Here is a 22722-nt window from a genome sequence, read left to right on the forward strand (position 1 = left end):
AGGCCTTTAAATTTAAAGTTAATAAAATCTTTGATTCCGGAATTACTTATTATCGTTTATCAAGACGGGTCGCTAACCAGTTACCGAAGCCTTGAATGCCCACGACCAATAGGGATAGCATTAGAACAATAAAAATCATCACTTCAGTTTGGTAGCGGTAATAACCATATCGGATGGCCAAATCACCCAATCCTCCCCCGCCAATCATGCCAGCCGCTGCTGAAAAAGACAGTAAGCTGATACATAAGATCGTCACGGACAATACAAGCCCTGAACGTGCCTCGGTTAATAGTACTTTAATGATGGTAAAAGGTGTGGCGCCCATTGATTCTGTGGCTTCAATAATACCGCGCGGTACTTCACGCAAGTTTTGCTCAACCAAGCGTGCAAAGTAGAATGAGCCTGCAATGGCCAATACAAAAGACGCAGCGATTGGTCCAATACTGGTACCAATTAATGATTTTGTGAATGGTGTCATTGCAATCATTAAGATTACAAACGGGAATGCGCGCATGAAGTTAGTAATGGCACCTAAAATGTTATATATAACCTTATTTTCAAGTAACTGTTTGTCGCCTGATAAAAATAAAAATATACCAAACAATCCCCCTATTACCACCCCTGCAAGTGTTGAGATACCCAGCATAATGAACGTATCAATTGTGGCTTGTAAAATCTCTTCTCGAAGCTCCCACAAGCGCTCAGTTGCTTCGTTTAAACTTAATGCAGACATTTATCAATCCTCCACAACCAAACCACGACCGATTTTAGTGTTTGCAATTATTTGATTATCCACAATATCTGCAACTTCCAATAATTTGCCGTCATGCAATAAAGCAGCTCTATGACATAGGCGCCTAATCACGCTCATCTCGTGAGTCACAATCACAATAGTTACCCCAAGCTTTTCATTAACTTCCTTAAGCGTACTTAATAATGCCCGGGTCGTTTGAGGATCTAGCGCACTGGTGGGTTCATCAGCCAATAGTACTTTAGGATTCGAAGCAATGGCACGTGCTATACCAACCCGTTGTTTCTGTCCACCAGACAACTGCGCTGGATAATGATTCGCTCTATCTGTTAAATTCACAATCTCCAAACACTGCATGACTCTATCGTAAGTTTGATCTTTAGGGTAGCGGGCTACATTTAAATTAAATGCGACATTTTCAAAGACAGTACGGTTGGACATAAGGTTAAATTGTTGGAAAATCATACCCACATTATGACGTGCTACCCGCAGTTGCTTAGGCGACATATCAGTCAGTACTTTATTATCGATAGTCACCGACCCACCATCTGGCTGTTCAAGTAAATTCATTAAACGCAGTAAGGTAGACTTGCCTGCTCCAGAATATCCCATTAGGCCAAATATCTCACCTTGCCTGATGTTTAATGAGATAGGCTCAACAGCAGTAAACCAATGTTGTTTGCCATCTTTTGTAGTTTGGAATTTTTTATGAACTTGATTTAGAACAATCATATCTGTCATGGCATACACTTTAATCTACATACACTATTTTTTACTACTGTATTTAAATCAGTCATTTGTGTTGATTGAATACAATAGGCCAATTTTGAAACGCAGTAATATAGCATATTAAGCCTTTAATAGCATTAGCTTAGGCTAATAACGTCATTCAGCTTTGGAATATATTTATAGTAAAATCTTAGATGTATAATTATTTTCGCACGATTTGAAATAGGTAGAGGTAGGAGGGCGCTAATGTATGTAGCTTATACTTGTACTTATACTTATACTGATACTTATGCTTACGCTGATAAGAAGGTGCGGGACTACCGTCTAAATATATTAAGTAATAAACTAAACACTATACTAACTACAATCATAGTCACAATAGGAAAATAGACACGCGTGTTGCCAGATTCGTAGCGTATGTCACCAGGCAGTTTGCCAAACCAAGATAATGCACTAGGGAACATTGTCCATATAATGCCAATCGCTACTAAAAATACGCCTATAATAATTAATATCTTTGGCATTCTAACAACTCCATTTATAATGATTTAGGATTAATGGCTGACAATATGACGAATATAACTACCATGCGGCTAATATAGCTAAAACATAATAAAAGTAATGACAATTATTAATTTTGATTTTTCAAAGTTCTAACTGTTTTAGATCTATAAAATGCATTCATGCGAATTTAAATATAGCTTAGTGTAACAAATTTAGAAAATACAAACCTGCACGCAATGTTGAGTTTTTGCTAAACTAAGCGTATTAAGGTTTATATAGAATTTTATGCAAACACTTTGCAAAAACTGGTTTTAAACCAGTTGTCAATTATTTAAACAACCGTATTAATTACTATAACGACAACAATAACTAAGGATATCTATGAATGTTTTAATTATTGGTTCAGGTGGCCGCGAACATGCATTAGCATGGCAATGTGCTAAAGACACCAATGTCGCCACTGTGTATGTTGCTAACGGCAATGCCGGTACCAATAAAGAATCAAAATGTCAAAATATAGCTTTAGATACAAGCGTCCATGACGATGTCATAACCTTTTGTATAGACAATAATGTGGACTTTATCATTGTAGGGCCCGAAGCACCTCTAGTAGCTGGGCTAGTTGATGATTGTAAAAAAGCGAATATTCCAACTTGGGGACCCTCTAAATACTGTGCTCAGCTTGAAGGCTCTAAAACATTTGCTAAAGAATTCATGTTAGCCAATAACATTCCTACTGCTAAATACAAAGGGTTTACCGACATTGAACCTGCAAAAGAATATGTTAACGAAAACGGTGCACCTATTGTTATCAAAGCAGATGGATTAGCCGCTGGTAAAGGAGTTATTATTGCTGAAACCTTAGAACAGGCTCACGAAGCTATCGAAGATATGCTCATAGATAATAAGTTTGGCGACGCAGGTAGCCGAGTAGTCATTGAGCAGTGCTTACAAGGTGAAGAGGCCAGCTTTATATGTATGGTTGATGGTACTAACATCTTACCAATGGCTTCAAGCCAAGATCACAAACGTGCCTTTGAAGACGATAAAGGACCTAATACCGGCGGGATGGGCGCTTACTCGCCAGCTCCAGTGGTAACCAACAAAGTGCACCATAAAGTGATGACGCGGGTGATTGAACCTGTTGTCAAAGCCATGCAAGACGCGGGGCATCCTTACACTGGCTTTTTATATGCAGGATTAATGATTGATGAGAACGATGACCCCTACGTTATTGAGTTTAATTGCCGTTTTGGCGATCCAGAAACTCAGCCAATTATGATGCGTTTAAAATCCTCTTTGGTCGAATTAATACAACTGGGTCTTGAAGGTAATCTTCCCTCAGAAGCTGATTGGGATGAGCGAGCCGCATTAGGTATTGTAATGGCTTCAAAAGGCTATCCAGAAACGTCTTCAAAAGGCGATGTTATCACAGGGTTGCCGCCCTTGGATGACAGCGACACTGTAAAGGTATTTCATGCAGGTACCAAAACAGATGGTGATTATATTGTCACTAATGGTGGCCGTGTTCTTTGTATTACTGCGTTAGGTGATACAATTTTAAACGCTCAGCAAACTGCACTTAAAACAACTGCTTCCATACAGTTCGATGGGGCTCATTATCGCCGAGATATAGGTAATAGAGCGTTAGACCGATAGCTATTAAAACCGCCGATAGCTATTAAAACCGCCTATAGCTATCAAAACCGTTAGCCATTTAAACCAATAGCTATTAAATTTAATTTATAGATAAGCTCTTTTTTTTATTAGGCTCTTATATAGTCATCGTTAAACTGATAACATTTAAGCTGCTTATTTAGTTATAAATCTTATAATGGTACGTCTTTTATTTGTACTATTTTAATTAATGCATCTTTAAAATAGACTAGTCTGGTTATTTGAACCGATGCCTTAACCTTTTGTGGTTTAAACATGTCCAATTCGTTACCGACTCAAGATCTTAAAAATCAAGATATCGAATCTAATACCCCGCAGCCCTCTACGTCATCTAATGAAATGGAAAGCTTGAAAACAACTCGTTTGGATAGACGATTATCTATTGCCAAAACATCCTTAAACCTTGGTCGCCGCTGGGCTGGTAATAGTTTTTCAGGTCTGTTTTTAAGTAAAGAGCAAAAAGCTTCAAGAAATGAAGCCTTTATGAAAGAACAGGCCAATTATCTTGCTGATGAGCTTGGTAAGCTTAAAGGTTCAGTTGTCAAAATTGGACAGATGTTGGCATTATATGGCGAGCATTTTTTACACCCTGAAATCACCACTGCCCTACATCGTTTAAATGATAGTACAGCAAGCTTGGCTTGGTCTACCGTTGAGTATACGATAAGACGGCAACTTGGTGATCGTATTAATGACCTTGAAATTTCAAAATACCCAATTGGTACCGCCTCCCTTGCTCAAGTTCACCGTGCCAAGATAAAAGCATCGGGACAAGAAGTGGTGCTAAAAGTACAGTATCCAGGTGTTGCTGATGCTATAGACTCTGACCTGAGCTTATTTAAACAATTACTAAAAGTCACCAACGCGGTACCTCAAACCAAAGCATTAGATGAATGGTTTAATGAAATAAGTGACTTACTAAAAGTTGAAGTAAATTATGAGCTTGAAGCGGCTACTACGAGCCGTTTCTATCACCGCCTAATGGACGATGAGCGCTATGTTGTTCCTAAGGTATTCGAAGAATATTCTACCGAAAGGCTTTTGTGCTTAAGTTATGAAGAAGGTGTTCCGGTTACGGACGCTAATCTACAAGCATTATCTCAACAACGCCGCGATGTCTTAGGTAAAGCTGCGATTGATATTATGTTGAATGAGATATTTGTATGGGGTGAAATGCAAACTGACCCAAACTTTGGTAACTATTTGATAAGATCAGAACCGGCAGATAAGCCCAATGGAAAAGATGAATTAATTTTATTAGATTTTGGAGCTATGCGCCAGTTTGATGAAAATCTTTTAAAAATAGCGCGAAATTTAATGTTAGCTGGATTTAATTATAATAAAGATCAGATGATTCATGCCATGCAGGGTTATGAGTTTTTTGACAGTATGAGCGCAGAAGTTAAGTCAAATATGTCAGACGTATTTTTATTAGCGACAGAACCCTTTAGATCGCCCAAACTACAATCACAAACTGCCAATGACCTTATAGATGACGAAGGCTATTATCATTGGGCGAATAGTAATTTGCACAAACGTTTAATAGAAGCTTCAAGTAACGCGATGCAATCTAGAGAATTCAGCTTACCTCCAAAAGAGTTTATGTTTATAAGCCGTAAGTTTATTGGTGCTTATACCTTTTTGACTGTTCTGGATGCCCGCACTAATACATACGATACCATCAGTAAATTTGTTCCTATCAATACGACGCCACGTTAAATAAAATAATTCTAAGTTATACTACTGTCATAACTTAGGATTATAGTTGATAGTGAAATTGCACATAAAGTTAAAATTAACGATTATTATTCATTATTAATATTTATTCACTTTTGAAAGAACTAGTTGAATAATATTCATCAAATCTGGTTTTATAATTTTCTGGCTTTTGTATATTAATTTCCCAACACTGCTCACCACGCGCCAAATACTTTATTTCAAAATGAGTGCGTTGACTGTCTTTACTAACTTCGAATTTTTGAACCGGTAATTTCCACATAGTAACAACGCGGTCATAAGCGTTTTCAATATAAGGCTCGATATTACTAGCCAGAATAATTTCACCATAGGTTTTTAATCTAGATAATAAAAATTCAAAAAAAGGCATATTTAGCCATTGCTGATTTGGATTCTTCTGCTCTGGATTAGGATATAGAATAAATATGGTATCTATCGAGCGTGGCGGAAGAGCATATACGCAATATGGTATGGCGTCAGCATGGACAGGCGTTAGATTATTTAGCTTAACATTGGATGCTGATAATTTTGCGATTTGATTAACGAATGCAGAATATTTATTCTGAGTTCGTTCTATGGCGATGATGTGTTTTTCGGTATTATTTTTAGCAAACTCAATAGCATGCATCCCCTTCCCTGCTCCAATTTCTAATACTATTGGAGTTTTTTTATTATAGTCACTATTTTCAATAACTTTCTTGATAATCTTAGGGGCACAAAAATCTCTGGGTGGTCTAAGTTGTTCTGGCTTAAATAAGCGTATATTATTGGTATTCATTTAAACTCGCTTATCGTCTTTATAACTTGCATAATTTATTTATTCGCCTGATTATCTTAATTGTCTTTTTATAAAATCATACTATGATAATTGGACGATTTTATAATTCGTACCCTGGTATTCGAACTATATCATTCCTAAAATATCATTTTAACAATGGTATTCAATTGGCTTAAAAATTCAGACAGCCCCTAGTTTGCATACAATTTATTTAATTTTTTATCACCATTTTCATATTTAGCTGAATCATTATATAACACAGCGGCGCGATATCTTAAATGAAATCAGTATATTATTACGTTAATGTAGGGTCTATCGAATTTAATAACAGTAGTTAAAGGGACTCGTTGAAATAAATATATTCGAACTTTCTTATTAATAAAGATGATTATTATGAATACACCGAACAATCTATACAAAGCTAACAACATTACCGAATCTATCCACTCAGATCACAAAACCTATCCATGTCCACAATGTAATAAAGAGACGAAATGGCAGAATAACCCTAATAAACCTTTTTGTAGCGATCGCTGCAAATTGATTGATTTTGGCGCTTGGGCCAATGAGGATTATCGTGTGCCTGCCGAAGACTCTCTTTTTTCTCAAGATTTGGACTAATTAAATTTAGAATACTATTAAATATAGGATATGTTGACTAATCCTCTGTTAAATCAATAAACGATTATTCCAATTTGTAGATTAATAACGTACTGAAGTATTTAAACAACCTTTAATAAGCCTTAATATACGCTAATAACTTCTCATTAATTTTAATAACTTTAGGAATTTAAATGTCAGCTTCTCATTCATATATTATGCCTACCTATGCCCCTCAGCCCATCAGCTTTAAAAGAGGTAGTGGTAGCTGGTTATATACTGAAGATGGAACAGCATATCTAGATGCTTTAACAGGGATTGCTGTTTGCGGGTTGGGTCATTGCCATCCAAAAGTTACCGAAGCAATCACACTGCAAGCGTCAGAACTTGTCCATACCAGTAATTTATTTAAGATAGATTGGCAAGAGAAGGCTGCTGAATCCTTATGTACTGCTGCAGGAATGGATTCTGTATTTTTTTCCAATAGTGGTGCAGAAGCCAATGAAGCTGCATTAAAAATGGCCCGTTTATATGGTTATAAAAAAGGATATAAGAACCCTAAAGTTATTGTCATGGATAAAGCGTTTCATGGCCGTACATTACTCACGGTGTCAGCGACAGCCAATCCTAAAGCACGTGAAGGTTTTTTTACGTTAGATGCGAGTTTTATCCGAGTACCATTTGGGGACGCCGGTGCATTAAGAAAAGCCGCTAAAGATCATTCTGAAATCACTGCTGTACTACTAGAGCCTATACAGGGAGAAGGCGGACTAAATACTGCTAAAGATGGGTTTGCCTATCTAGATCAAGTTCAACAAATTTGCGATGCAAATGAGTGGCTATACATACTTGATGAGATCCAAACCGGTAATGGACGCACTGGAAAGTATTTTGCATTCCAGCACAGTCAAGCGGTACCAGATATATTAACGACTGCTAAAGGACTGGGCAATGGTTTTCCTGTAGGTGCATGTATGGTGCAAGGACGTGCTAAAGACTTGTTCCAAGCTGGTAGCCATGGTTCAACCTATGGCGGCACGCCTCTTGGTAGTCGTATTGTATATACGGTATACGATCTATTAAGCCATTCAAATGTTATGGACAATGCTAGGACAGAGGGCGATTTTATTCAGCAAAGCTTATACAATAAGTTAAAATCATTAGGCGTGACTACCCGTGGTACTGGTATGATGATGGGCATAGTGTTACCAAGCCAAACAGACTGTAGCCTAGTTGTAGACTACGCTCGTGATACAGAAAACTTGATAATAAATGTTACTGGCGGTCATGTCGTCAGGCTGCTGCCACCATTAAATATTAACCGCGAAGAAAGTGAGCAAATTGTTGAAAGACTTACTAGGGTCATTAAACATACAATAAATCCATGAGTCTATGAAAACGCTATTAGAATATCAACGCTAAGATTTATTAACGTCAAAATTTATCAATGCGAATTTATTTCAAGGAAATATAAATAGACTCTTCAAATTGGATTTAATAGGTTGATAATTGACGCAGGGAAAGTTTTAAAAGTTTTTGAGTACTATTTATGCTTTGACCCTCTTCAGTAGCGCGAGCGGATTTAATAGCAGCTTGCGCTTCTTTTTCGCGGTATCCCAGACTAATCAATGCGGATTCTACTTCGGCCAGAACCATACCTTCATTAATTATACTAGCGTCATTTACTTTGTCGATTTCTGTAAATAAACCATCATCGTTCGCTATATTATCAAATTTACCTTTAAGCTCAATCAATAGCCTTTGGGCAGTTTTCTTACCTATCCCAGGAACTTTAACCAGTGCGCTTTCGTTGTCAGATTCAACATTATATTTAAGCTCGCTAGCAGTCATGGTAGACATCATTGCTAAAGCCATTTTAGCGCCAACGCCATTGATGCGTATTAATTGCCTGAACACATCCCGCTCTGCCATTTTTATAAAACCATATAGCAACTGTGCATCTTCGCGAACGTGTAGATGCGTCCATAGTGCGACATCAGCATCTAACTGTAAATGACAAAAGTCAGGTAATGGTAACTCTATTTCATAGCCAACTCCTGATGCGGTCATAAGACATACTTGAGGGGCAGCGAGTTGACAAATTTTTCCTTCAATTAATCCAATCATTTAAAAGTTTATTCCGTATTTATTATAAGCTAAGTTTAAATGGTTATGACGAAGTTAACATAATCCTAAGTTTTAGAGAATTTTATTCTTATTGTGATTGTCAATATTTCTATGCTGCATATATTTCTATGCTGCCTATATTTCTAGACTGACTATATCTCTAAACTGCTTAATAATACCATCATGTATAAACCTAGCTCTAAATAGACTTGACTCTATATTGACATAACTTTATATAAAATCGTGTTAGTCCGAATGATTTTTATATAACTAAATATTTAGTTAAGTATTAAATTATTCGAAACCTTTATATAAAAATGAACGATATCAAGATTTATTAAACACTAAAAATCAATATAAATAAAAAAAGGATCCTAAAATTTCAGGACCCTTTTTATTATAAAGTATAATCGACCAATAGTTAAAAACTAAACATAGTTATGATTAGTACTGTTGGTTCTCATCCACTACTTCAACTTCATTATGTGTAGCTCCATCAACAGACTCTGCTACTGCAGTAGCACTGTTGCTAACACCATCAGCAACATTTGAAGCACCTTCGCTTATTGCTTCTCCAGCGTTGATGGCCGCGCCAGTTGCTACGGAGCCAGCTGTTTGAGCGGCATCACCCGCTTCAGCAACAGCACCTTCTGCGGCACTTGCAGTCTTATTAGCAGCATTAGCAATATCGTCGCCTGCACTTTCAGCAGCGGCTTCATGATTATCTTTATCAGCAGCTTCATCAGTTTGCTGGCTACAAGCAGTAAGAGCAAACGTACCAGCTACCATGCTAACAAGAAATAGGTTGCGTATTGACATAATTAATCCTTTGATAATAAATTCATTTAAACATTCGATTGCATTCTAAGTTTAATATATAAATTTTACAAGTACCAATTCGTAATCAAAAAGTTAGTGATTAATTGAATAAATCTGAATAAATCAAAATTAGCTTCTGATAAAATATTTAAATGTGTATTAATCTGCATTTATGAGTCTGCTTTATCATTTAAACAATCTGGTTCACTCATAGCAGTATAACTTATTCAAGAATCATTAGATTTTGTTTAATTTAGACAAATACTTACACTAATAAAATAATTCTAGAGACTATTGCTTTTTAAAGCAGCCACAGCTGGTAGTGTTTTACCTTCAACGAATTCTAAAAATGCGCCGCCCCCAGTAGACATATAACTTACATCATCCTCCACACCGAACTTATATATCGCGGATAAGGTATCTCCACCGCCAGCAATTGAAAAACCATTACTGTTTTTAACTGCTTCAGATAATAATCGAGTACCTTCTGCAAATGCGTCTACTTCAAATACGCCGACAGGTCCATTCCATAATATAGTTTTAGCTTTTTCGATTACTTTAAAGATATGATTTGCACAATCAGAAGAGATATCTAAGATCATTTCATCGTCATTTACTTCCGAAATATCACGGTTAAGCGGCGTTGCAGATTTTAAAGACCCTATAAAATCATCAAAATTAATCTCATTCTTATTGGCAACTACTACTTTCTTCGGTAATAAAATTTCAGTTTGATCCATAATATTTTGAGCGGTTTCGATCATATCAGCTTCATATAAGGAGGCGCCAACAGAGTGACCTTCAGCAGCAATAAAGGTATTAGCAATACCACCGCCGACAATTATTTGATCACATATTTCAGCCAAACTTTTTAATACATCTAATTTAGTTGATACTTTTGAACCACCGACAATAGCTACTAAAGGTTTTTCAGGTTCATTAAGGGCTTTTTGCAAGGCATCCAATTCAGTAGCCAAAAGAGGCCCAGCACAAACGACTTTATTAGCTTTGGCAGCTTGTTGAATGACCCCTTCTGTCGACGCTTGTGCTCTATGTGCAGTACCAAATGCATCCATTACGAACACATCACATAGACTGGCGTATAGTTTAGACAAAGCCTTGTTATTACTTTTTTCACCCGCATTAAAACGAACATTTTCAAGTAATTTGACTTCTCCAGGTTGAATGTGGACCCCTTGATCTAAATAATCCTTAACTAAGGTAACAGGTTGGTCTAATTTATCAGATAGGTATTCTGCAACCGGTTTTAACGAAAATTTGTCTTCGTAAACATCTTCTGTTGGACGGCCTAAATGTGAACATACGATAACCGCTGCACCTTTTTGAAGGGCTAGATTTATAGTGGGTAAACTCGATAGTAATCTGGCATCATTTGAAATGATGCCGTCCCTTAAAGGTACGTTAAGATCTTCACGAATTAAAACAGTTTTACCTTCTAAATCTTGATTTTCCATACGGTTAAAAGTCATATTCTCGCCTACATGTATTGTTATGTTAAGTGAATGGTTTGGGCTTATTTATTTTAAAGATTTTAACATATTTATAGGTAGCAATATAAAAGGATAAAGAGTTTTTCCTATCAAAAGTATATTATCTCAAAGGTTAGCCAATTACGTTCTGTAAAGGATAAATATGCTATTGAATGGTATTCTTATGCGACAGTATTAAATATTTTATTAACAACAATACCAATAATTAATTCATATTTAACAAGTTACTAATCTAAGGAAATTTTAAATGAGTATCGATTATGACAAATTTAAACAACAGTTACTTAAGCTTGAAAAAGAATATCAAGATCGTATTGATAAGATCGAGGATCATATTCATAATCCGCAAGATGAACTGAATGAACATTGGGATGATCAAGCCATATCAATTCGAGAAAATGACATGCGCAAAAGCTTACTTGCTGAAGCGGAGCAAGGTATAATTGATGTGAAAAATGCTTTAAGTAGAATGGAAAATGGTACATATGGTGAATGTACTGTCTGCGGTGATGATATAGAAGAAAAACGTCTTGAAGCTGTACCTTATGCGACATTGTGTATGGAGCATGCTTCTTAAGTATACAATATTATAAAAGATTATTAAAAAATATATATCAATAAAAAAGAGTGCTGAAATTCAGCACTCTTTTTATTATATATGAATCTATAATTTTAATAATTTATGCATCAAATAGTACGACGCATGGCTAAATTGTCTAAAATAGTCTCAGCATCACTCCAACGAGTAGATGAATTCTTAGCACCTAATAAGACGATAATAGCAGGACGATTATTCACACGCGTTTCCATAACAACGCATTTACCCGCTTCATTAATAAATCCAGTTTTGGATATACCTATAGGATAATTACCATCCCGAACCAAATAACTTGTATTGCGAGCAGGATAGCTGCGATTGCCAGCTGAGTAATTAGCAACAAAGAAATTATAATTTTTAGTTGTTGAGAAACGGCGAATAACTTCGTATTGACCCGCAGCTGTAACCATTTTTACCAAATCGGCAGGGGAAGCTACGTTACGTTTATCTAAACCTGTAGGATCACCAAAGAAAGCACTGTTCATACCTAGTGAACGAGCTTTAGCATTCATAGCGCGCATAAAGGCATCATAACCACCAGGATAATGCCTCGCTAAAGTTTTAGCAGCAGGATTTTCAGACTTCATTAAAGTCATTAATAATAACTCTGCACGGTTCATACGGTCACCCGCTTTTAAACGAGAACTGGCACGCTTTGGACCTACAAAGTCAATAGGATCAAGTTTGATTTCTTCTCTCATATCTTGACCTGCATCAAGCACTACCATAGCCGTCATAAGCTTAGTAATGGATGCAATAGGACGCGCAATATTAGCATTTTTTTCATACAAAGGTAATCCAGTTTCTACATCCATTACAATAACGCCGCGCGAACCTGTGGAGATAGGAAGACTGTCTGAATAATTGAAATTTGAACCGTATGAATTATTAGAAGGGGTATTAAAGTTTAAACTACCATTATCTATTCTTCTGACACCACTATTAGTGTTCGAATACATAATGTTTCGCGCCTCTGACAAGCCACCTGCATTGCCCCAACTAATTTTAGCGGTACCAGGCTCAGAAATAGTAAGAGCTGCGGTAGAAGCAGTACTAGCGGTCCCAAGACCTAACGCGATGCAGACGAAAATATGTGATTTCTTTAAAGGCTTAGTGATTTTCATAATCATCCCATTTGGTCAAAAGGTAGTTATAATTAAAAACAATAAAAGTATAGATATTAATTTAAAAAAACAGATAAAGAATAAACCTAAAGTTTACGACTATCTAAATCTTTATGACTATCTAGATTATTACAACAATATCTTTAATGCATTTAATAAAAAAAACATAATAAGATTGTACAAGTTTTAATACAGTATAATAATCGAATTATAATCTTATAGTTATATTAATTTGATGAAGTTATTAATTAAAAACAGATATGTCATTATCAAAACATTCTAAAAACAATCAAACACTAATTTGATTCACAAGTGTTTAAAATTAAAATATTTACTATGATATAGTTTGTTATATTTATGATATCACCATTTATATTTCAGGTTAAGAAATAAATGAATGGTTTAGCACCTCCTTAAGTTGTTTTGTCAATTTAAAACAAAGTATTTACGATGTAGCAACATTTATTTATAGAAATTTAAAATCAGTTAAAAACAGTTTAAATCACTTAGGATAGATTTACATGATAAAAGTTTTAGTGGTTGATGATCATGATTTAGTAAGAATGGGTATTAGTCGGATGCTTGCTGATGACAATTCTATAGAGGTTATTGGCGAAGCTGACAGTGGAGAAAGCGCTATTCAGATGGTCAAATTTATGTCTCCTGATGTGGTATTGCTTGATGTAAATATGCCCAATATAGGCGGTGTCGAAACAACTAAAAGGCTTAGACAGTTTGATAATAATGTTAAAATATTGGCAGTTAGTAGTGTCTCAACACAGCCCTATCCTTCTATGTTATTAAAAGCTGGCGTGAACGGTTACATAACCAAAGGCACACCACTTGATGAAATGATTAGAGCCATTAAAAAGATTTATAAGGGGAGTAAATACTTTAGTAGTGATGTTGCTGAACAATTAGCGGATATGCTACTAACGGATAGTGAAGAATCACCTTTTGATAGATTAAGCGAACGTGAAAAACAAGTTGCTATGATGGTAGTCAATTGCCAAAGTCCTCAGCAAATTGCCGACCAATTGTTCGTCAGTGTTAAAACAGTTAATACGTATAGATATCGCATATTTGAAAAAGTTGGTGTCGATAGTGATGTGAAGTTAACCCATTTAGCCATGCGACACGGATTGATAGCTCCATAGCCTTAATAGCTTTATATTGATAGCCTATAAACTTTAAGTAATTCATAAAAGTAGTAACGCCTAGCCTTAATTGCTTTTAGACCCTATGACCATCTTTATAACTTTATATATAAATGTAGTTATAAATCTAGTTATAAAAGAACAATCTGGATCAATAGTCATCAACGACCGAAATACCATTGAATTCATTATCAAACTTAATACCCACATTTCTATCTTTTGATAAAAGTATAGAGATCGCCTTACTTTGCCAGTTTGAGCCATCATGTGAATAATAAATATCAGGCTCTATACCAACACCATCTATAATCTCACCCTGAGAGCTTCGGTATTCTGCTACGGTTAATTTTAAACCGCCGCCTAATTTTAAAGGCACAACCTCTTGAACCGTACCTTTACCAAAGCTTCTTTCTCCAACTATTATCGCTCGGTCGTTTGATTTAAGACTACTAGAGAGCACTTCAGCTGCGGATGCTGTGAATTTGTTTTGGATAACCACTACAGGTAAATCCGATAAATATGGCGTACCCATTGATCGTAAAGTTTGGTTATTGTTAGTACGACTACTCACTTGAATAAGATCATCGTTTTTAACAAATAAACTGGCAATATCTAAAGCAGTAGACAACACGCCGCCAGGATTATTTCTCAAATCAATAACAACCCCAGTAATGGGCTCACCAGATTGTTTGAGCGCATCAATAATCTGATCTTTAGAACTGTTTTGGAATACGGGTAGGCGTATCATGGCAATACTGTCATATACGTTCACTTCAAGTTGAGTATTAGCAGATATATTACGTTGTAATATTAAATCCTTTTGACGACCTACCTGATCTACTATGGTTACCTGCACTTGTGATCCAGCGATACCCGATAGTAATTGATCGATATCTTGCTGTTGTAAATCTGGAAGCAGCTCAGCGTCCTTAATCTTAATCAATCTATCGCCAGATTTAATTCCCATGTCATTTGCTGACGAATGGGCTGTAACTCGCTCAACTATCCAGCTTTTTGATTGATCGTCCTGCTGGACTGTAAGCCCTACTTGACCTATCTCACCATCGGTAAAGTTTCTTAAATTTTCATAATTTTCAGGAGTTAGGTAACTGGCATGACTATCTAGCTGCTCAAGCATTCCAATAATCGCATGCGTAAAAAGCGCTTCATCATTGATAGGTTTTAGAAAATCTCTACGAACCACATCTATAACTTCTACAAACGTTTCAATAGTTTGTGGAGAGATAGAGTTCAATGGAATTTGCATTAAGTCATGATCATGAATTGCATCAGTTACCCCAGTTACATAGCCATCGTCTTGGTCTATATGGTCTAATTGATAGCCATTAATGATATCCTGTTGCGAAAAACCATCTTCTAAAAAATCATCATTAGGTGTGCTATGTTCTGAAAACCCATCATCTGAACCAATAAATGCATCATTTGATATCTCTTTAATAGCGTCTTTATTCGCCACAATATCGATTGCATCACAATCTTCAATACAATCCTGTGGTAAAGAGGACGGTTTTAAGTCATTAAAGGGAGTTTCGAAGTTACTGTTTAGGTCGTCCTGAGTGACAGACGTTAAATTAGGGTTATGAGTTTGTGCCGCATTTGAAGCACTCGACATACTAAATATTAAAAGAGTGAATAAAAGTGTCGTCTTAAAAGACTTCATAGTATATAAAAGTGTAGCATTCATAAAAGGTAAATGATTCTTATCGGTATTACTCCCGTTATCACAACCACTGCACGTAGGGTGATTCAAATGTTTCTTTGATATCGATTTATGGATCATCCGAAGTCCTATTCATAGGCTTAATTTATGATATTTACATTGAGCACACTTTAACTTAGTTACTATTTATAAAGTAGATGTCGCTAAAGTAGATAAATCTATAGCATTTATATCTATAATATTATTCTGAAATCAATAAATTTTTACCAGTCATCTCTTCTGGAACATCAAGACCCATCAACTCCAAAATAGTAGGCGCAACATCGCTTAATTTACCGCCCTCACGAACCGTTACTTCATTATTACCTATGTAAATTAAAGGCACATGTTCTGTCGTATGCTGTGTATGCACCTGTCCGCTGTCGTAGTCTTGCATTTGTTCACAGTTACCATGATCTGCTGTAATAAGCATGTGCCCTTTTTCTTCAATTACCGCAGTAGCGACTTCACCAATGGCAACATCTAAAGCTTCAACGGCTTGAATAGCAGCTTCGAAATCACCCGTGTGTCCAACCATATCACCATTAGCATAGTTTACGATAAGTACATCGTACTTACCCGAATGTATGGCTTTAACTAAGTTTTTAGTAACTTCAGGCGCGCTCATTTCGGGCTTTAAATCGTAAGTTTCTACATCTGGTGAGGGTATTAATATACGTGATTCACCTTCATACTCATCCTCTTTTCCGCCACTAAAAAAGAATGTGACATGCGCAAATTTTTCTGTTTCTGCAATTCGTAATTGGGTTTTATTCTGATTTTGTAAGTATTCACCTAACGTATTTTGAAGTTGTGTCGGCTTATAGGCGACTGAAGTTTTAGGATTGGCTGCAAGCTCATCTGAATAATGTGTCATCATGACAAAAGCTGAAAGTAGCGGTTGTTTTTTTCGTGCAAAACCTGAGAACTCATGATCTGGTAATATGAAAGCTTGACTAATTTCACGCGCTCTATCTGCTCTAAAGTTCATGAAGAATACAGCATCATGATCATTAATAGTAATGGGTGTCTCTCCGTGTTCTATAACATTTGTAGGGCTGACAAATTCATCTGTTTCACGTGACTTATAGGCTGCTTGCACCGCACCATCAGCTCGGGTTGCCATACGCTCAGCCTCACCAAGTGTCATCAAGTTATATGCTTTTTCGACGCGGTCCCAGCGGTTATCTCTATCCATAGCGAAATAACGACCGACAATACTAACAATTTGTACATCGCTTTCATAATATGAATTAAGATTGTTTAAATAGTCTTTTAGACGTTTTATATATTTGTCAGCTGATTTTGGAGGGGTATCACGTCCATCTAAAAAGCAATGTACATAGACATGCTTTGCACCGTAAACCACAGCAGCATGACACATCGCTTCAATATGATCTTGATGCGCATGAACGCCTCCATCTGATAAAAGACCAATAATATGAATATTGCCGCCAGCATCCAGTGCTGCTCTTAATCCTTCAACAATACTCTCGTTCTTATAAAAGTCTCTATTAATAATGTCTCGAGATATACGTGTAGAATCTTGGAATAAAACACGACCAGCACCAAGGTTCATATGACCCACTTCAGAGTTACCAAACTGTCCATCAGGCAGTCCTACATCTTCGCCCGAACCCGAGATGAGCCCATGCGGATACTGTTGATATATTCGATCAAGGTTGGGTGTATTAGCAGCAGCAACCGCATTATCACGCTCTTCCTCGCGGTAACCAAATCCATCTAATATCATAAGTACGTGAGGGGTTTTTTTACTAGGATTCGCAGCTGCCATTTATTCGTTCTCCAATTTTATTACTTAATCTATATAATTTGCTTCAAAGTGGCTATCGTATTTATAAGTATCTATTATGAAGGGTCATTATAAAAACGTATAAACGTATATTAGGTATTTAAGAAATTTAAGGAATTTAAAAAAATAAAACACACTAAGGTTTAATTTCGCCTCAAAGGTTTAACTTAATTAAATAAACGTAGCACAATTTTAACATATTAAGCTCTGTATCTATAATTTAGAGCGAAAAACACTTGAATTTAGCACATAAGCACTTGAAGTGATTTAGATTTTAAATTGTATTCTTATTTATGTATTAAGTTTAATATGTGGCTATAAGATTGAGATACGCATCGAATTTAGTAACGCATTAGTATTAGACTATTAAAAGATTGGTTCTAGAATGTATGATGGGGTTTTTGCGCAATAGTACTGAATAAACTTTAATATAGTAGTATTGCGTTAATCCTTAATATAGAAGTAGTTAGTAATTTTTATTCAGTTACAAACTTTTAAATATGTAATTTGCATAAGAAACCTATTTTAGATAAAATGTTTATATTCTGAAGTGTTCGCCAGTAGATGATATTCCCTGAGCCGATAACGCACTAAATGGATGTGGTACCTATTGCTTTACTGAGTATGCCTGCGCTGCTTGCAGTGTTTCAGGAAACCTTAAGAAGCAATGACGCATCCGCCCTGAACTTCACGGTTCATGGGTCCCCATCTTACAGCGGCACTTCGGTTCTAAACATAAACCCCATTTGCAATTTAAGCAAATGGGGTTTTTTATTGTTCTAATTATTTTTTTAATTTTTTACTCATTAGACAATTGGCTTCATTGGCTAATATATAGTACTACTTAACTCAAATTAATAGACTTACTCATCATTTGCAGGCTTTTTAAGCTTCTTCACATCTTTCACAACGGTCTTCGCAGATCCGTCAACTGTGGTGTTTTGTTTAAACACATCACCGAAAGGATTTTGATTTTGTGCGCCTTTTTTTGTATCAAATGGATTTTGATTACCAAAAGGATTTTGACCACCAAATGGGCTATTACCCATACCCCCAAATGGATTTGGTCCACCTATCTGACCACCCATTTGCTTAGCCATCATTTCCATCATTTTATCTTGATTGTTCAATACATAATTGTTCGCCATTTCTTTAAGCTTTTTTTGTACTGGAGGAAGCACTACCAATAGTGCAAGCAAGTCTGATAACAAGCCAGGAATGAGTAGTAATAAACCACCTACAGCCATAGCAACTGTTTTAATCATTTTATTTTCAGGTGGTCGCATAGATGGATTCATCATGCCACCGGTTTTCATTTGTTGAGCCATAGGATTTAAGGTAGTTAGCCCTTTACGGATAAGCGTTATACCAATAACAGCCGCTACGATAAACCATATAAACACCCACCAACCGCTTATAAACTGAGCTACTAAATACCAAAGCAGCATTTCAATTATAAACCATACGATGGCAATACCAACCAACTGACCCATGATACGTCGTCCTTATTATCTTTTAATATACTAAATGCGAATTTAAACTTATATATGTTATTTATATGGGGATGGCTTGCTATACTATCAAATCTTAAATTATAAATTAACGTTTTATACTTTTCATTTAAAATTTTTTATTATTTTATTTTATGATGGTTTAAAAGTTAAAAGTTGGACGGTTACACATTTATGGCAATTATAATTGGTATAGACCCAGGTTCAAGAATGACGGGTTACGGAATCATTCATCAAAAAGGTGATACGCTTCGATATCTAGACGCGGGTACAATCCGAACCGAAACAAAAGAAATGCCAGAACGTTTAAAGCGTATTTTTAATGGTATAACGCGTATAACTCAATATCATTTAAAATATGCCGACGAACCCATTCATGCTGCTGTTGAGCAAGTATTTATGGCCGAAAACCCTGATTCCGCTTTGAAACTTGGTCAAGCACGTGGGGCTGCTATCGCCGCTTTAGTGGCGCTTGATCTTGAAGTTTCTGAATATACAGCACGGCAAATCAAACAATCCGTATGCGGCTATGGCGCTGCAAGTAAAGATCAAGTTCAAGAAATGGTGTGCCGTATTTTAAAATTAGATGTCGCTCCCCAGCAAGATGCTGCTGATGGACTGGCGTGTGCCATTTGTCATGCTCATTCAAGCCATTCCATGAATAAGATTTTAATGAATAGTACGGTTCGCGGACGGGGAACTTCAAAAAAGAAAGGACGATGGCGCCTTACTGAAGACGACTTAAATGGGTTAAGATAATTTAGTTTTATCAATTTATATTTCTTGGTTTCGCAATACTATTTAAACATAAAGGTAGTTTGTTATTAATATCTTTACGAATGAATATATATTACGTTAACATGATTAGAGCGCTACAGATTGTGTAAACTGATACGTTAAAAATTTTTTTATTATCTATATTTTTTAATTTGTAATATCTTTTAATCGCCAATAACTGAAGTTTCGACAACTTGGTCTAATACATAAACAAATTGCTTACCTTTTACATCTACAGGATCGGCACTAAACCGTTTCAACCGTACAACTTGCTCTAAAGTTTTATCATGTGTATATCCTTCAATCTCTCCGACAAATATATCCCAATCGCCCTCACCCGTTTTGATACCTCGATCATAATATATTGGTTTTATTTTTAAACAGGTTTTCGTTAAAACATTGGGACAAGGTAATTCACTATTATCTATTTTCCAAAATACAATGTCGGCAACTTGCGAATACTTAGCTTCGGGCGTTTCACTACCCCGCCAAATTATACTATAGCCGTTCTCGGTTATTTGATTGAGTATCGGATTATCTCCCGTTTTATAAATCAACTGACTGCTGCCTTTCATTATATCTATAAGTAATTGTTCAGCCTCACTTAAGCCCTCGCAGTACATCTCAGTACTCATGACTTGATCTATATTTAGGGTATTTTGATTTAATGTGTAGCGTCCACTTATCTGATTACACCCTACGCTAGATCCAAACCAATTTTTGTCATTCTCATCATTAAAATCAAGGGTTACTTTATATGCAATTTCATTAAGAGTATTAATAGCATAATTGTCATTATAATTGGCGCTTACTAATTGCCAGTTATAACTGTTTAAGTCAGGGTAGGTTATATTTTTCTTAGTTTCGGCTTTTTGACTATTATTAGAGTTATCCATATCCGCGCTATGTGCACTATGTTGTTGATTTTGACAGCCTAACAGCCCTGTTAAACTTGCCGTAACTATCATGGTATAAATACTAAATTTCATCCCTTAACCCTAATTGAAATATTCAATAACTTAAAACCCAAATTGATCATTCATTCGGTTATAAAATACCGCCAATCCTTTGCCATGGGCAGTTGGATCTACTTTTAGCAGTCGTCCGAAATCTAAAGCGATATAGAGAACGATGTCCGCATAACTGAGTTGCCCGCCTATTAAAAACTCGTTATCTTTTAGAATATTTTCAAAATATGGTAATGCTTTAAGTGCTCTTTCTATAGATTTAGGCGCAAATTCAGGTACTTGATTAACGCGATTGGCCTTAGATGGGTGACTGTGCTGAAACGCCAACATAAAATTATATAAAACCTCAAATTCTGCGGTGCGGCGTAGTGCGCACACTTGCGCTCTTTGAACGACATCATTACCCATATAAGAATGCTCGCCGTACACTCTGTCCATATATTCACATACAGCTTGAGAATCATTAATAATAGTACCATCACCTAGTACCAATACTGGAAGTAACTTTAGGGGATTGATATTAGCAAACTCTTCGGTTAGATTTTCACCAGTAGCCATATCAATGTCAATAACTTCTAAGTCATCAATATTATCGATATCAATACCTTTAGCTTGCATCAAAACCACTACTTTACGAGGGTTGGGTGCTTTACGTTCTAAATATAGTTTTTTCATCTCAGACTCCATAATATAAAGGCTATTTCAATTAACTGTCGAGTAATATCTGTTATTCAAACCGCTAAACTTATCTAATAATTTATCATATCAAACCATTTAATATAGCGATTAAATTATTTATTAGGTTAGTTAACTAATAATATGTTTAAAAAGTTATAAGAAAAACAGGATTTCAATAAAAAGCTCCCACAATTTGTATTGTGAGAGCTTTACTTATTTAAAATGATTTAAATCGATGATTTAAAAATTTTTAAACTACCAAATGAATCTGTTGCTATAAATAATTAAAAGATGATTTTCTTATTTATTTGGATGCGGTGTGGTGCGTAAATAAGGTTTAATTTCAGTAAAGCCTTTTGGATAGTCTTTTTCAGAAATATCTTCGGTTTTAATGCTAGGTGGGATGATGACATCTTCGCCATCTTTCCAATCTACAGGAGTAGCAACGTTGTATTCATCTGTCAATTGCAGGGCATCAATTGCACGCAAGATTTCATCAAAGTTACGACCAACACTGGCAGGGTAAGTTAGAACTAAACGTACTTTTTTATCAGGATCAATGATATAAACACTACGCACAGTATGAGTGGTAGCCGCGTTAGGATGAATCATATCGTAAAGTTCAGCTACCTTTTTGTTTTCATCACCGATAATGGGGAAATTCAAATCTGTACCTTGAGTTTCGCCAATATCACAAGCCCATGCTTTATGATCTTCTACATTATCTACAGAAATACAGATTGGTTTAACACCGCGTTTTTGAAACTCACCATTTAATGCGGCAGCACGACCTAATTCTGTAGTACAAACTGGGGTAAAATCAGCTGGATGCGAAAAAAGTACGACCCAGTTGTCGCCCGCCCAATCGTAGAAGTTAATATCACCTTCCGTAGTCGGAGCATCGAAATTTGGAGCAGAATCACCTAAACGTAAATGAGCCATATTTAATTCCTTTGTTTAGTTAGTAGTTCTTGGTTTTAAGTTAATGATTAATCGGTGTTGCTGAATCGGTGTTGCTGAATCGAACTTGCAGAATAGTTTATTGTAAATTATTAAAAAACTTAAATAATTTATAAACTTTTATGCTTACTATGTTATTCAATTAAAATCATAAATAATTCGAATACTTTGATGACTTTTTAT

General features: G+C 35.9%; 21 protein-coding genes and 1 other RNA gene. 8 read left to right on the forward strand and 14 right to left on the reverse strand.

The window, feature by feature from the left end; all coding sequences use genetic code 11:
* Positions 1 to 49 precede the first annotated feature (49 nt).
* The 3 genes from AC21OH_RS05955 to AC21OH_RS05965 all read right to left on the reverse strand — a co-directional run bounded on the left by AC21OH_RS05955 (position 50) and on the right by AC21OH_RS05965 (position 2004).
* Positions 50 to 733 (reverse strand): methionine ABC transporter permease, encoded by a 684-nt coding sequence (locus tag AC21OH_RS05955; protein WP_487371235.1) that lies wholly within the window; start codon positions 731 to 733, stop codon positions 50 to 52.
* A gap of 3 nt (positions 734 to 736) precedes the next feature.
* Positions 737 to 1492 carry a methionine ABC transporter ATP-binding protein gene (locus tag AC21OH_RS05960; protein ID WP_487371236.1) on the reverse strand — a complete coding sequence of 252 codons (756 nt, stop codon included), beginning with the start codon at positions 1490 to 1492 and terminating at the stop codon, positions 737 to 739.
* A 305-nt stretch (positions 1493 to 1797) separates the two neighbouring features.
* Entirely contained in the window at positions 1798 to 2004 is a 207-nt protein-coding gene (locus AC21OH_RS05965; protein ID WP_486535851.1) for a DUF2905 domain-containing protein, read from the reverse strand.
* A gap of 361 nt (positions 2005 to 2365) precedes the next feature.
* Here AC21OH_RS05965 and purD point away from each other — a divergent pair, with 361 nt between their 5' ends.
* Positions 2366 to 3643 (forward strand): phosphoribosylamine--glycine ligase, encoded by a 1278-nt coding sequence (gene purD, locus AC21OH_RS05970; RefSeq protein ID WP_487371237.1) that lies wholly within the window; start codon positions 2366 to 2368, stop codon positions 3641 to 3643.
* A gap of 273 nt (positions 3644 to 3916) precedes the next feature.
* Positions 3917 to 5380, forward strand: coding sequence for an ABC1 kinase family protein (locus AC21OH_RS05975; protein ID WP_487371238.1), 1464 nt, complete (start codon positions 3917 to 3919; stop codon positions 5378 to 5380).
* 103 nt (positions 5381 to 5483) lie between these two features.
* Here AC21OH_RS05975 and AC21OH_RS05980 read toward each other — a convergent pair whose 3' ends face one another.
* Positions 5484 to 6176 (reverse strand): class I SAM-dependent methyltransferase, encoded by a 693-nt coding sequence (locus tag AC21OH_RS05980; protein ID WP_487371239.1) that lies wholly within the window; start codon positions 6174 to 6176, stop codon positions 5484 to 5486.
* Positions 6177 to 6605: 429 nt separating this feature from the next.
* Between AC21OH_RS05980 and AC21OH_RS05985 the strand changes: the two genes are divergently transcribed.
* Entirely contained in the window at positions 6606 to 6797 is a 192-nt protein-coding gene (locus AC21OH_RS05985; protein WP_487371246.1) for a DNA gyrase inhibitor YacG, read from the forward strand.
* Positions 6798 to 6970: 173 nt separating this feature from the next.
* Positions 6971 to 8164, forward strand: coding sequence for an aspartate aminotransferase family protein (locus AC21OH_RS05990; protein WP_487371240.1), 1194 nt, complete (start codon positions 6971 to 6973; stop codon positions 8162 to 8164).
* A 106-nt stretch (positions 8165 to 8270) separates the two neighbouring features.
* Here the strand turns inward: AC21OH_RS05990 and ruvA are convergent, their stop codons facing one another.
* The 3 genes from ruvA to AC21OH_RS06005 all read right to left on the reverse strand — a co-directional run bounded on the left by ruvA (position 8271) and on the right by AC21OH_RS06005 (position 11212).
* On the reverse strand, positions 8271 to 8903 hold the full coding sequence (gene ruvA, locus AC21OH_RS05995; protein WP_487371241.1) for a Holliday junction branch migration protein RuvA: 633 nt from the start codon (positions 8901 to 8903) through the stop codon (positions 8271 to 8273).
* Positions 8904 to 9347: 444 nt separating this feature from the next.
* Positions 9348 to 9722 carry a hypothetical protein gene (locus tag AC21OH_RS06000; protein WP_487371242.1) on the reverse strand — a complete coding sequence of 125 codons (375 nt, stop codon included), beginning with the start codon at positions 9720 to 9722 and terminating at the stop codon, positions 9348 to 9350.
* 284 nt (positions 9723 to 10006) lie between these two features.
* A complete protein-coding gene (locus tag AC21OH_RS06005) occupies positions 10007 to 11212 on the reverse strand; it encodes a phosphoglycerate kinase (protein WP_487371243.1) in 1206 nt (401 codons plus the stop codon).
* Positions 11213 to 11480: 268 nt separating this feature from the next.
* Here AC21OH_RS06005 and AC21OH_RS06010 point away from each other — a divergent pair, with 268 nt between their 5' ends.
* The gene (locus AC21OH_RS06010; protein WP_487371244.1) at positions 11481 to 11810 is read left to right on the forward strand and encodes a TraR/DksA family transcriptional regulator; all 330 of its coding nucleotides are present in this window, start codon (positions 11481 to 11483) and stop codon (positions 11808 to 11810) included.
* Positions 11811 to 11920: 110 nt separating this feature from the next.
* Here the strand turns inward: AC21OH_RS06010 and AC21OH_RS06015 are convergent, their stop codons facing one another.
* On the reverse strand, positions 11921 to 12955 hold the full coding sequence (locus AC21OH_RS06015; protein WP_491140365.1) for a serine hydrolase: 1035 nt from the start codon (positions 12953 to 12955) through the stop codon (positions 11921 to 11923).
* 521 nt (positions 12956 to 13476) lie between these two features.
* Here AC21OH_RS06015 and AC21OH_RS06020 point away from each other — a divergent pair.
* Positions 13477 to 14112: a response regulator gene (locus tag AC21OH_RS06020; RefSeq protein WP_487371605.1), complete on the forward strand. Its 636-nt coding sequence runs from the start codon at positions 13477 to 13479 to the stop codon at positions 14110 to 14112.
* A 151-nt stretch (positions 14113 to 14263) separates the two neighbouring features.
* Here AC21OH_RS06020 and AC21OH_RS06025 read toward each other — a convergent pair whose 3' ends face one another.
* Complete coding sequence (locus AC21OH_RS06025; protein WP_487371604.1) at positions 14264 to 15745, reverse strand: S41 family peptidase; 1482 nt, start codon at positions 15743 to 15745, stop codon at positions 14264 to 14266.
* A gap of 289 nt (positions 15746 to 16034) precedes the next feature.
* Complete coding sequence (gene gpmI, locus AC21OH_RS06030; RefSeq protein ID WP_486536825.1) at positions 16035 to 17627, reverse strand: 2,3-bisphosphoglycerate-independent phosphoglycerate mutase; 1593 nt, start codon at positions 17625 to 17627, stop codon at positions 16035 to 16037.
* 557 nt (positions 17628 to 18184) lie between these two features.
* Between gpmI and ssrS the strand changes: the two genes are divergently transcribed.
* Positions 18185 to 18376, forward strand: a non-coding RNA gene (gene ssrS / locus AC21OH_RS06035) — 6S RNA.
* A gap of 132 nt (positions 18377 to 18508) precedes the next feature.
* Here ssrS and AC21OH_RS06040 read toward each other — a convergent pair.
* Entirely contained in the window at positions 18509 to 19138 is a 630-nt protein-coding gene (locus AC21OH_RS06040; RefSeq protein WP_487371603.1) for an FxsA family protein, read from the reverse strand.
* 192 nt (positions 19139 to 19330) lie between these two features.
* Here AC21OH_RS06040 and ruvC point away from each other — a divergent pair, with 192 nt between their 5' ends.
* Entirely contained in the window at positions 19331 to 19915 is a 585-nt protein-coding gene (gene ruvC / locus AC21OH_RS06045) for a crossover junction endodeoxyribonuclease RuvC (protein WP_486536823.1), read from the forward strand.
* 182 nt (positions 19916 to 20097) lie between these two features.
* Here ruvC and AC21OH_RS06050 read toward each other — a convergent pair whose 3' ends face one another.
* The 3 genes from AC21OH_RS06050 to AC21OH_RS06060 all read right to left on the reverse strand — a co-directional run bounded on the left by AC21OH_RS06050 (position 20098) and on the right by AC21OH_RS06060 (position 22521).
* Positions 20098 to 20922, reverse strand: a complete 825-nt coding sequence (locus tag AC21OH_RS06050) for an META domain-containing protein (RefSeq protein WP_487371590.1) — start codon at positions 20920 to 20922, stop codon at positions 20098 to 20100.
* A gap of 30 nt (positions 20923 to 20952) precedes the next feature.
* Entirely contained in the window at positions 20953 to 21576 is a 624-nt protein-coding gene (locus tag AC21OH_RS06055) for a glutathione S-transferase family protein (protein ID WP_487371591.1), read from the reverse strand.
* Between the two features lie 303 nt (positions 21577 to 21879).
* On the reverse strand, positions 21880 to 22521 hold the full coding sequence (locus AC21OH_RS06060) for a peroxiredoxin (RefSeq protein ID WP_487371592.1): 642 nt from the start codon (positions 22519 to 22521) through the stop codon (positions 21880 to 21882).
* Positions 22522 to 22722 lie beyond the last annotated feature (201 nt).

This window comes from Psychrobacter sp. CX10 (genome assembly GCF_057621575.2).

What these genes read in the sequence shown, in the direction of transcription:
- AC21OH_RS05955 (WP_487371235.1), bottom strand. Translation starts at nt 733, where the DNA reads ATGTCTGCATTAAGTTTAAACGAAGCAACTGAGCGCTTGTGGGAGCTT.
- AC21OH_RS06025 (WP_487371604.1), bottom strand. Translation starts at nt 15,745, where the DNA reads ATGTCGAGTGCTTCAAATGCGGCACAAACTCATAACCCTAATTTAACG.
- purD (WP_487371237.1), top strand. Translation starts at nt 2,366, where the DNA reads ATGAATGTTTTAATTATTGGTTCAGGTGGCCGCGAACATGCATTAGCA.
- AC21OH_RS06050 (WP_487371590.1), bottom strand. Translation starts at nt 20,922, where the DNA reads ATGAAATTTAGTATTTATACCATGATAGTTACGGCAAGTTTAACAGGG.
- AC21OH_RS05965 (WP_486535851.1), bottom strand. Translation starts at nt 2,004, where the DNA reads ATGCCAAAGATATTAATTATTATAGGCGTATTTTTAGTAGCGATTGGC.
- AC21OH_RS06000 (WP_487371242.1), bottom strand. Translation starts at nt 9,722, where the DNA reads ATGTCAATACGCAACCTATTTCTTGTTAGCATGGTAGCTGGTACGTTT.
- AC21OH_RS06005 (WP_487371243.1), bottom strand. Translation starts at nt 11,212, where the DNA reads ATGACTTTTAACCGTATGGAAAATCAAGATTTAGAAGGTAAAACTGTT.
- AC21OH_RS06040 (WP_487371603.1), bottom strand. Translation starts at nt 19,138, where the DNA reads ATGGGTCAGTTGGTTGGTATTGCCATCGTATGGTTTATAATTGAAATG.
- AC21OH_RS05960 (WP_487371236.1), bottom strand. Translation starts at nt 1,492, where the DNA reads ATGACAGATATGATTGTTCTAAATCAAGTTCATAAAAAATTCCAAACT.
- AC21OH_RS06055 (WP_487371591.1), bottom strand. Translation starts at nt 21,576, where the DNA reads ATGAAAAAACTATATTTAGAACGTAAAGCACCCAACCCTCGTAAAGTA.
- AC21OH_RS06015 (WP_491140365.1), bottom strand. Translation starts at nt 12,955, where the DNA reads ATGAAAATCACTAAGCCTTTAAAGAAATCACATATTTTCGTCTGCATC.
- ruvA (WP_487371241.1), bottom strand. Translation starts at nt 8,903, where the DNA reads ATGATTGGATTAATTGAAGGAAAAATTTGTCAACTCGCTGCCCCTCAA.
- AC21OH_RS05990 (WP_487371240.1), top strand. Translation starts at nt 6,971, where the DNA reads ATGTCAGCTTCTCATTCATATATTATGCCTACCTATGCCCCTCAGCCC.
- AC21OH_RS05980 (WP_487371239.1), bottom strand. Translation starts at nt 6,176, where the DNA reads ATGAATACCAATAATATACGCTTATTTAAGCCAGAACAACTTAGACCA.
- AC21OH_RS06010 (WP_487371244.1), top strand. Translation starts at nt 11,481, where the DNA reads ATGAGTATCGATTATGACAAATTTAAACAACAGTTACTTAAGCTTGAA.
- AC21OH_RS06020 (WP_487371605.1), top strand. Translation starts at nt 13,477, where the DNA reads ATGATAAAAGTTTTAGTGGTTGATGATCATGATTTAGTAAGAATGGGT.
- AC21OH_RS06060 (WP_487371592.1), bottom strand. Translation starts at nt 22,521, where the DNA reads ATGGCTCATTTACGTTTAGGTGATTCTGCTCCAAATTTCGATGCTCCG.
- ruvC (WP_486536823.1), top strand. Translation starts at nt 19,331, where the DNA reads ATGGCAATTATAATTGGTATAGACCCAGGTTCAAGAATGACGGGTTAC.
- AC21OH_RS05975 (WP_487371238.1), top strand. Translation starts at nt 3,917, where the DNA reads ATGTCCAATTCGTTACCGACTCAAGATCTTAAAAATCAAGATATCGAA.
- gpmI (WP_486536825.1), bottom strand. Translation starts at nt 17,627, where the DNA reads ATGGCAGCTGCGAATCCTAGTAAAAAAACCCCTCACGTACTTATGATA.